The following is a 9147-nucleotide window of genomic DNA, read 5'->3' as shown; positions in this document are numbered from 1 at the left end:
GGAGACAGAAGAGGAGAGGACCATGCCGTCCGGGACGAGTCTCGACCGGGCCCGGGTCGCCGACCCGGCGCCGCCGCCCGTCGGCGGAGTGCTGTGGACCGTCGCCGGTGACGTCCGGGCGCTCCTGATGCTGCCCGCCGCCCTCGCCATGCAGGTCGCCCACCCCGCGATCGGCGCCGGAGTCGACGAGCACTCCGTCTTCCGGACCGACCCCTGGGGCCGCGGCGAGCGCTCCCTGCGCTCGCTCCAGCTGTGGATCTACGGCGGCGAGGACGCCGCGCGGGAGGGCCGCAGGCTCCGGGAACTGCACCGGGACATCCAGGGCACCGACGCCCACGGACGCCGCTACCACGCCCTCACCCCGGCCTACTACGCGTGGGTGCACGCGACGGGATTCCCCGTGTACCTGCGCGGGCTCGGCCTCCTCGCCCGCCCCCTCACCGAGGCGCAGGAACGGCAGCTGTACGCGGAATGGCTCCAGGTCGGCCGGGTCCTCGGCATCCACGACCGGGACATGCCGCAGACGATCGAGGCGTTCTGGCCGTACTACCGCAAGGTCCTCGCCGAGGAGCTCGAGGCGACCGTCGTCGTACGGGAGCTGCTCGACACCGACCTTCCGGTGCCCGCCCCGGACCGCGGCCCGCTGCCGGTCCGGCTCGCGCTCCGGCTCCTGTGGCCGGTCCTGCGCCGCCCGTTCCTGCGGCTGCGCGCCTTCCTCACCGTCGGCCTGATGCCCGCGGACGCCCGCGAGGCCATCGGCCTGGAGTGGACCGGTGCGCAGGAGCGGACCCTGCGCCGGTACGCCCGGATCGTCCGGGCCGTCGTCCCCGTCCTGCCGGAACGGCTCCGCTTCCTGCCCCTGGCCAGGAAGGCGCGCGAGGCCGCCCGCAGCGCTCCGCGCTGACGGACGGCCCCGGTCACGGCACGGCTCAGTGGCCGTCGTGCGCGTCCCGCTCGTGGATCGTGTTCGTCGCCGCGATCTTCTTCCACGACTTCGGCTGGACGGGCTTCGCCTGCTTGCCGCCCGGCTGCCCGGCCGCGGAGGGCGACGCGGAGGACGCGCCCGACCGGGCCGCCGTACCGGATGCCGTCGGCGTCGGGGCGGACGGCTTCGACGGCTGGTACAGCCAGGTGTCGAAGAGCGAGGCCAGCGGCTTGCCGGAGATCCGCTCCGCGTACCGCACGAAGTCGGCGACCCGCGCGTTGCCGTAGGCGAACTCCTGCGGCCAGCCCTTCAGGATCGCGAAGAAGTCCTCGTCGCCGATCTCGTTGCGCAGCGCCTGGAGGGCGAGCGCTCCCCGGTCGTAGACGGCGCCGTGGAACTGGTTCTCGGCGCCGGGGTCGCCCGGCTTCACCGTCCAGAAGGGGTCGTCGGCGGGCCGGGCGGCGTACACGTAGTCCGCCAGCTCCTGCGCCGTGCCCTCGCCCTCCTTCTCCGACCAGAGCCACTGGCTGTAGCGGGCGAAGCCCTCGTTGACCCAGATGTCCTTCCAGTCGTGGACGGACACGCTGTCGCCGTACCACTGGTGGGCCAGCTCGTGGACGACCACCGACACGTTCGCGCCGTTGGCGAACTGGCGAGGGCTGTAGAACGGGCGGGTCTGCGTCTCCAGGGCGAACCCGCTGGTCACGTTCGGCACGTACCCGCCGAGGGAGTTGAACGGATACGGCCCGTAGACCGACTCCAGCCACTCGGCGACCTCGGTGGTCCGCTCGATCGAGGCGCGCGCGGCGCCCGCGTTGTCGCCGAGGTCCTTGCTGTAGGCGTTGAGGACGGGCAGCCCGTTCGCGGTCCTGTCCGTCGTGATGTCGAACTTGCCGACGGCCAGAGTGGCCAGATATGACGCCTGGGGCTTGTTGGAGCGCCAGTTGTAGCGGGTCCAGCCGAGCCGGGAGGACTGCGACTGCAGCACGCCGTTGCTGATGGCCTGGTGGCCGTCCGGCACCGAGACGGAGACGTCGTAGGTGGCCTTGTCCAGCGGGTGGTCGTTGGACGGGAACCACCAGACGGCCGAGTCGGGTTCCTGCGCGGCGACGCCGCCGTCCGGGGTGCGGGCCCAGGCCGACCAGCCGTCGATCTTGACCTCGGAGGGCTTGCCCGCGTAGCGGACGACGACCGAGACCGACTTGTTCTTCTCCAGCGGCGTCGCCGGGGTGATCTCCAGCTCGTGGTCGCCGGACGCGGTGAACTTCGCGATCCGGCCGTTGACCCGGACCTCGCTGACCTTCAGGGCGAAGTCCAGGTTGAAGCGGGACAGGTTCTGCTTGGTGGTGGCGAGGATCGTCGCCGTCCCCTCCAACAGGTCCGTCGCCGGCTGGTACTTCAGGCGCAGGTCGTAGTGGGAGACGTCGTAACCGCCGTTGCCGCTGGCGGGGTAGTAGGAGTCCCCGATGCCCGCGGCACCGGGGACGAAGTCGGCCGCCGATGCCGGGATCGCCAGCAGCAGGGAGGCCGCGAGGGCGCTCGGAACGATGATTCTGCGATGCACGGGTGCTCCAAGTCGTAAGAAACGTAAGACGCGTGGGTGGGCGCCGGTCCTTAGTCGCGACACTATTCAGCCCCCGACGCACCGTCACGTCCAGTGGACCCCCTGTCACACGATCGCCATTCGGCCGACATGAACCTTCCGCCACGCGAATCCCGCTGGATTCCCTCCGGCACTCTTTTGCGCGGGAGTCGACCGGGGTACGTTCCGGCCCATGCCGATGCGAAAGCGGAGAACCCGCGGAGCCCGACTGTCGTACGGAACCCTCGTGGCCACGGCCACGGCCGCCCTGTTCGCGACTCTGGTCACCCCGGCCGGCGCACGGCCCCAGCCCGCGGCACCGGCCGCGGCGGCCCCGTCCGCGCCCGCCGTGCGCGAGTCCCGCCCCGTCCACTCGTACGCCGACGCCATCCGCGAGTCCGTCTGGGTCGACACCGGCCTCGACGGCGACGGCGACGGTCGCGCCGACCGGGTCGCCGTCGACATCGTCCGGCCCCGGGAGCCCGCGGCGGCCGGCCGGCGGATCCCGGTCATCATGGACGCCAGCCCGTACTACGCCTGCTGCGGACGCGGCAACGAAGGCCAGAAGAAGACGTACGACGCCGACGGCAACCCCGACCGGCTCCCGCTCTTCTACGACAACTACTTCGTCCCGCGCGGCTACGCCTTCGCCGCCGTCGACCTCGCGGGCACCAGCCGCTCCGACGGCTGCGACGACGTCGGAGGCCGGTCCGACGTCCGGTCCGCGAAGGCCGTCGTCGACTGGCTGAACGGCCGCGCCCGCGGCTACACCAGCCGCACGGGTACGACCCCGGCCCGCGCCACCGGCTGGAGCACGGGGAACGTCGGCATGATCGGCAAGAGCTGGGACGGCACCGTCGCCAACGGCGTCGCCGCCACCGGCGTCGAGGGGCTGCGGACGATCGTGCCGATCGGTGCGATCTCCTCCTGGTACGACTACTTCCACTCCCAGGGCGCCCCGCTCTACAACGCCAACCCGAGCTGGCTCTCCGAGTACGTGAACAGCCCGGAGGCGCAGGCCCGCTGCGGCGCCGTCCAGGACCGGATCGCCGCCGCCACCCCCTACAGCGGCGACCGGACCGCCGCCTGGACCGAGCGCGACCACGTGAAGGACGCCTCCAAGGTCCGGGCCAGCGTCTTCGTCGTCCACGGACAGCAGGACCTCAACGTCCGCGCCAACCAGTTCGGCCAGTGGTGGGACGCCCTCGCCGCCCACGGCGTCGAGCGGAAGATCTGGCTCTCGCAGACCGGCCACGTCGACCCCTTCGACTTCCGGCGCGCCGACTGGGTCCGCACCCTGCACCGCTGGTTCGACCACTACCTGCTCGGCTACGAGAACGGCATCGACCGCGAACCGGTCGCCGACATCGAGCGCGCCCCGGACCGGTGGACCACCGACCGGCAGTGGCCGCCGAGCACCACCGCGACCACCACCCTGCGGCCCGCGCCCGGCCCCGCGGCCGGCCCCGGACTCCTCGGGCGCACGCCCGCCGCCCCCGGATCCACCGCGACCTTCACCGACGACCCGGGCCTGGGCGAGCTGGACTGGGCGGCCCGGATCGACGCCGCGACCCCCGAGAAGGCCGGCTTCACCACCCGCCCGCTCTCCCGCGACCTGCGGATCTCCGGCTCCTCGACGGTGACGGTCACCGCCACCCCGACCACCGCCACCGCGCACCTCTCCGCCGTCCTCGTCGACCTCGGTCCGGACACGATCCGCGACTACGCGGCGGCGGGGGAGGGCATCACCACCCTCACCGACCGCACCTGCTGGGGCGCGAGCACCCCCGGCGACAGCGCCTGCTTCAAGGAGACCGCCGCCCGCACCGCGGACGTCGGGTTCACCGTCGTCAGCCGCGGCTGGGCGGACCTCGGCACCTGGGCCGACCCGGGCCGGGAACGCCCGCTGACCCCCGGCAGGGCGTACACGCTCACGCTGAGGCTCGCCGCCACCGACCACGTCGTCCCCGCCGGACACCGCCTCGCCCTGATCGTCGGCGGCACCGACAGGGACCTCCTCGACCCTCCGTCGACCACGCCGACCCTCACCCTCGACCTCGCCCGCACCTGGGCGAGACTGCCCCTGGTCGGCGGCGCGGGCGCGTTCGTCCGGGCCACGACGGGAGCGGCACCCGCCGTGCCGTCGCCGCACGCCGCCGTCCCGTCCCTGAGCGGCTCCGTACCGCCCGCCGGTGTCACGGGACCGCGCCTGCCCGGGCCGGGGGCCGGCCGATGAGGATCCGTACCGCGTACCGGAGTTCACGGCGCGCCCTCGCCCTCGTGGCGGGGGCCGCCACCCTCGGGCTGCCGCTCGTCACCGTGCCCGCCAAGGCGGCGGACACCGCGCCGGCGGAGCCGCCGCCGCGCACCGGGTTCGAGGCGAGCGCGGGCGCCCGCTGGACGAGCGAGGCGGAGGAGCGGGACTTCCTCGCCGCCGTCGACCGGGGGAGCGATCGCGTGGCGCTGCGCGTGATCGGCACGACCGCGCAGGGCCGCCCGCTCCGGCTCGCCACCCTCGGCACCGGGAAGGGCGGCACCACCGTGCTGCTCGTCTGCAGCCAGCACGGCGACGAACCCGCCGGCCGCGAAGCCTGCCTGAGCACGGTGCGCGACCTCGCTTACGCCCGGGACCCGGAGACCCGGAGCTTCCTCGCCCGGACGACCGTCCTCGTCGTCCCCACGGCCAACCCCGACGGCCGGGAGGCCGACACCCGGGGCAACGGCGCCGGCGTCGACGTCAACCGCGACCACATCGCCCTGCGGACCGCCGAGGCGCGCGCCATCGCGGCCGTCCTCCGCGACCGGCGGCCCGAACTCGTCTACGACCTGCACGAGTACGGTGCCACCCCCCGCTACTACGACAGGGACCTGCTCGCCCTCTGGCCCCGCAGCCTCGACGCCGACGCGCGCGTCCACGACGAGTCGCGGACGCTCTCCGAGTCGTACGTCCGGCCCACCGCCGGACTCGCCGGGTACAGCAGCGGCATCTACGGCATCTGGACCGACCCCGTCACCGGGCAGCCGCTCAAGCAGGTCGCCGGAGACGGCCAGGAGCGGATCCTGCGCAACACCGCCGGCATCAAGCACTCCGCCGGACTGCTCGTCGAGACCCGGGTGGACGCCTTCGACGACGCCGAGGAGACCGACCCGGCCCGCAACCACCGGCGGCGCGTCGCCACCCAGCACGCGGCCCTCGACGGAGCCTTCGCCTACGTGAAGGAGCGGCGCGGACCACTGACCGCGGCGACCTCCGCGGCCCGGTACGCGGGGTTCGCGGACCGGGGCCCCGTGTACCTCGGCGGCGCCGACAACGACCCGCCCGAACCCGGCGAGGTCATCGCCGACCCGCCGTGCGGCTACCGCCTGGACCCCGCCCAGTACGCCCAGGTGGGTGACGAACTCGACCTGCACGGGATCACCGTCCGGCCCGACGGCGACGGGGTGTTCGTGCCGCTGCGGCAGTCGCAGCGCGCCCTCGTCCCGCTGCTCCTGGACGGGCGCGCCACCTATCACCTCGTCAGTGGGAGTCCTGTGGAGGAGTGTTGACGATCGGGTGACCCGGGGCCGTCGTGGCGTGATTCCTGCCTTTGCCGGGGTAAAGTTACCGGTTGGTACTGACCATGCCTCGAACCGGCCCCAGCGGCCCGTAAGTTGGAGATCCACCATGCGCCACATCAAGCCCGCACGCCGTACCCTGACGGCCCTGCTCGCCACGACGCTGCTCGCCGGGGGCGTGCTGCTCGGGCAGACCGCGACCGCCGAGCCCGCGGCCGCCGGCACCATCACCTGCAACATCTCCAAGCTCCGCGCCGATGCCCACAAGGAGCGCAACCGCGCCGCGCAGCTGAAGCGCCTCGGCGCCACGACCGAGGCCCGCAAGGCCCTCGCCAGGGCCGACGCCCTGGAGCGGCGCGCCCAGCAGTGCGCCGACGCCGACAACAACAGCAAGCCCCCGCTCTGGAAGTAGCGAAGGCGAAGGACTCGTCCTGAGGGGCGGGCGGTCTCCCGGGAGGCCGCCCGCCCTTTCGCATGCCCGCGGATCCGGTGAGGCAGGGGTGTTGACGCGTTGTTGGTGCGTCGTTGGCCGCCTGTTGGAGGGCCTTCGCAGGATGGCCGCAGGCGGTCGGTGCCGTGCTCAGCGCCGTCCCCTTGTCCTGACTGCTTCCCGGCGCCCCACGGGCCTCGGGTACTCACGAGGTGATCATGAAGATTCGTCCTGTTCTCGGTGTCACCGCCGGCCTGCTGGCCATGCTGACGGCTGTCGCCCCGGCCGCCTCGGCGGGCGGCAACTGGGACTACGGCACGTCGCGGACCAAGCTGTCCAACGGTTACCTGTTCACGCAGATCGCGGCCGACTGGGACTTCCCGTACGAGCAGCCCGACGGCGGCGTGTACTGGAAGATGAACGAGTGGTACGAGAAGACGGGCGGCGGCACGATCACCGCCCAGTTCGGCTTCAACTACCACGGCCACAGCTACAACAAGGGCTGGTTCACCCAGAACAGCGGCACGACGTCGCACGAGTTCTTCAACGGCCTCGGCTTCAACGACTGCGCCGACGTCGTCGGCTGGCTGGCCGTCTCCGGGCAGAACACCTTCTACAACGCCCCGGTGACCGCCTGCTGAACGCGTGCGCCGGCTCTCCCCACCGGAGAGCCGGCGCCGCACACCCCGTGCCCGCCGCCGAGCCGTCCCAACGGGAACCATCACCATGATCGATGCCTCACTGGGCGCAAGTCCGTTCCTGATACCGGCCCTTGCCCTGATCCTCCTGGCCACGGCCGTCACCGCCTGGCTGCTGCACCGGCGGAACGGCCGGGTGCCCGTGGCCCCCCTGGGCGCCGCGACCTCGGGCGCGGTGGTCCTCGCGGCCACCCTCTCGCCCCTCGGGACGCACGCACCGGCGATGCGGGTGTGCTCGCTGCCCCCGGACCTGGCGGCCTCGCTCTTCGCGGACCAGGGCCTGATGAACATCGCCCTCTTCGTGCCGCCTGCGCTCTTCCTCACCGTGGCGACCCGGCGACCCGTCACCGTCGTCGCCGCGCTGGCGCTGCTGTCCGGCGTGATCGAGGTGGCACAGGCCCTCACCCCCGGTATGGCCAGGGCCTGCGACGCCTCCGACTTCGGCGCCAACCTGCTGGGCGCGCTGCTGGGTTGTCTCGCCGGACGCGCGTGGAACCGGCGCCGCGCCGACCGTACGACCCCGGCGACCCCCGGTCGCACCCGGGCCCGCGACCTCCGCCTCGGCGTGATCGTCTCCGTCTGCGGCGGGATCCTGCTGTCCGCCGTGGCCCTGCCCTCGATGGCGTTCACGGCGTCCGACGCACGTGCCGACCAGCGGCCGGACGCGGCACAGCTGGCGGCGGCGGCCGATGCCGTGCAGGCCTTCTTCGGACCCGAGGCGGTCCCGACCGACGTCAGGTACATCCCGGCGGCAGAGCGGCGGCCCGGCAGGGTCTACGTGAGCACCGGATCGGGAAACATCACGCTCGCCTGGCCCTCCCGCGAGGTGACATCGGGCCAGCTCGCGGCTGTCGTGCCCGAGAAGGCCGCGCGGGCGAAACTGACGGAGGGGACGGCCCGCGAGACGGGGGACGCGTTCGCCGCGAAGCACTTCCCCTGGGCCCTGCGGGGCAGCAAGTCGCAGGTCTTCGCCGCCGGCGGGCCCGATCAGCAGGCCAAGGTGGTGCAGTGGCGCAGCCGCGTCGACGGTGTCCTGATGCCGATGCGGCTGGACGTCGTCATCGGAGCCGACCGGAAGATCCTCTCCTTCGCCGCCAGGAACGATCACGCCACCAACCTGCCCCGCGCGACCGTGACCAGGGAGCAGGCCACGGCGAAGGCGCTGGCCGTGTACCCCGACGCCCGCGTCACCAGTAGCGAGTTGATGGCCCGGCTCGACAACCAGGGCCGCTGGCGGGTCTGTTGGATGGTCTCCCTGACCCCGCCCGCAGGAATGACGCCACCCGCGACGACCACCGGCCCCGGAGCCGCGTCGCGGCCGTCGGCGGGAACGGCCCCCACCGTATTCGGCCTTGCGTTCGACGCCGTGACCGGTGATCCTTTCTCGGGCTCGACCACGCCCCGCGCGTAGCCGCCTCACCCAGGCGTGTCGCTACCGCCCTTCTCGCGTCAGTACCCCTGGACCGCACACGCAGGCCCGGAACTCCCGGGCCCGCCGAACAGGAGAAACCGTGTCCCACCGCACCACGACCACCACGTCCCCGCTGCGCCGACTCGGGGTCGCCGCCGCGGCAGCGACCCTCGGCGGCCTCGCCGTCATGGGCGGCGCGGGCCCCGCGGCCGCCGGCAGCAACGGTCAGCAGATCGCCTTCCACGACAGCCGGGGCAACATCTACTCGGTCAAGATCAAGGGCACCAACCAGAACGGCCAGTACGTGGAGGCGTGCTTCAACACCAACAACACGGACAACTACCTCTCCGGCTGGTGGTGGAAGGGCCCGGTCAACATCACCGGCTACACCGCAGGCGAGTGCACGTACGGCGCCACGATCGCCTACATCGGCGAAGTGACCATCCCGACCCAGTACTCCGGGGACTACTTCCCCGTCTCCGGCTAGGCGTACGCCGCAGGCCTCCCCGCTCCCGGCGGATCCGTCGCGGCCGCGCCCCCCGGACG

8 protein-coding genes are annotated in these 9147 nt (G+C 72.9%); 7 read left to right on the top strand and 1 reads right to left on the bottom strand.

Going from position 1 to position 9147, the window contains the following annotated elements:
- Positions 1–22: 22 nt before the first annotated feature.
- Positions 23–904 carry an oxygenase MpaB family protein gene (locus ACFCY7_RS38335; RefSeq protein ID WP_376490712.1) on the top strand — a complete coding sequence of 294 codons (882 nt, stop codon included), beginning with the start codon at positions 23–25 and terminating at the stop codon, positions 902–904.
- A 25-nt stretch (positions 905–929) separates the two neighbouring features.
- On the opposite strand, the gene ACFCY7_RS38330 is transcribed toward ACFCY7_RS38335, so the two are convergent.
- Entirely contained in the window at positions 930–2489 is a 1560-nt protein-coding gene (locus ACFCY7_RS38330) for a M1 family metallopeptidase (RefSeq protein WP_376490711.1), read from the bottom strand.
- A gap of 211 nt (positions 2490–2700) precedes the next feature.
- Between ACFCY7_RS38330 and ACFCY7_RS38325 the strand changes: the two genes are divergently transcribed.
- The 6 genes from ACFCY7_RS38325 to ACFCY7_RS38300 all read left to right on the top strand — a co-directional run bounded on the left by ACFCY7_RS38325 (position 2701) and on the right by ACFCY7_RS38300 (position 9088).
- Entirely contained in the window at positions 2701–4743 is a 2043-nt protein-coding gene (locus ACFCY7_RS38325; RefSeq protein ID WP_376490710.1) for a Xaa-Pro dipeptidyl-peptidase, read from the top strand.
- Positions 4740–6053 (top strand): M14 family metallocarboxypeptidase, encoded by a 1314-nt coding sequence (locus tag ACFCY7_RS38320; RefSeq protein ID WP_376490709.1) that lies wholly within the window; start codon positions 4740–4742, stop codon positions 6051–6053. Before ACFCY7_RS38325 ends, ACFCY7_RS38320 begins: the two co-directional genes overlap by 4 nt.
- A 118-nt stretch (positions 6054–6171) precedes the next feature.
- The gene (locus ACFCY7_RS38315; protein ID WP_376490708.1) at positions 6172–6474 is read left to right on the top strand and encodes a hypothetical protein; all 303 of its coding nucleotides are present in this window, start codon (positions 6172–6174) and stop codon (positions 6472–6474) included.
- Between the two features lie 236 nt (positions 6475–6710).
- A complete protein-coding gene (locus ACFCY7_RS38310) occupies positions 6711–7133 on the top strand; it encodes a hypothetical protein (RefSeq protein WP_376490707.1) in 423 nt (140 codons plus the stop codon).
- 85 nt (positions 7134–7218) lie between these two features.
- The gene (locus ACFCY7_RS38305) at positions 7219–8601 is read left to right on the top strand and encodes a VanZ family protein (RefSeq protein ID WP_376490706.1); all 1383 of its coding nucleotides are present in this window, start codon (positions 7219–7221) and stop codon (positions 8599–8601) included.
- A 100-nt stretch (positions 8602–8701) separates the two neighbouring features.
- Entirely contained in the window at positions 8702–9088 is a 387-nt protein-coding gene (locus ACFCY7_RS38300; protein ID WP_376490705.1) for a hypothetical protein, read from the top strand.
- Positions 9089–9147: the final 59 nt, after the last annotated feature.

Source organism: Streptomyces sp. NPDC056361 (assembly GCF_042262805.1).
Classification (GTDB): Bacteria; Actinomycetota; Actinomycetes; order Streptomycetales; family Streptomycetaceae; genus Streptomyces.
This window is presented reverse-complemented; position numbering and strand designations above follow the sequence as displayed.

Bases quoted from the DNA above. Each gene is read 5' to 3' on its own strand.
- ACFCY7_RS38310 (WP_376490707.1), top strand. From the start codon at position 6,711: ATGAAGATTCGTCCTGTTCTCGGTGTCACCGCCGGCCTGCTGGCCATG.
- ACFCY7_RS38335 (WP_376490712.1), top strand. From the start codon at position 23: ATGCCGTCCGGGACGAGTCTCGACCGGGCCCGGGTCGCCGACCCGGCG.
- ACFCY7_RS38305 (WP_376490706.1), top strand. From the start codon at position 7,219: ATGATCGATGCCTCACTGGGCGCAAGTCCGTTCCTGATACCGGCCCTT.
- ACFCY7_RS38315 (WP_376490708.1), top strand. From the start codon at position 6,172: ATGCGCCACATCAAGCCCGCACGCCGTACCCTGACGGCCCTGCTCGCC.
- ACFCY7_RS38320 (WP_376490709.1), top strand. From the start codon at position 4,740: ATGAGGATCCGTACCGCGTACCGGAGTTCACGGCGCGCCCTCGCCCTC.
- ACFCY7_RS38325 (WP_376490710.1), top strand. From the start codon at position 2,701: ATGCCGATGCGAAAGCGGAGAACCCGCGGAGCCCGACTGTCGTACGGA.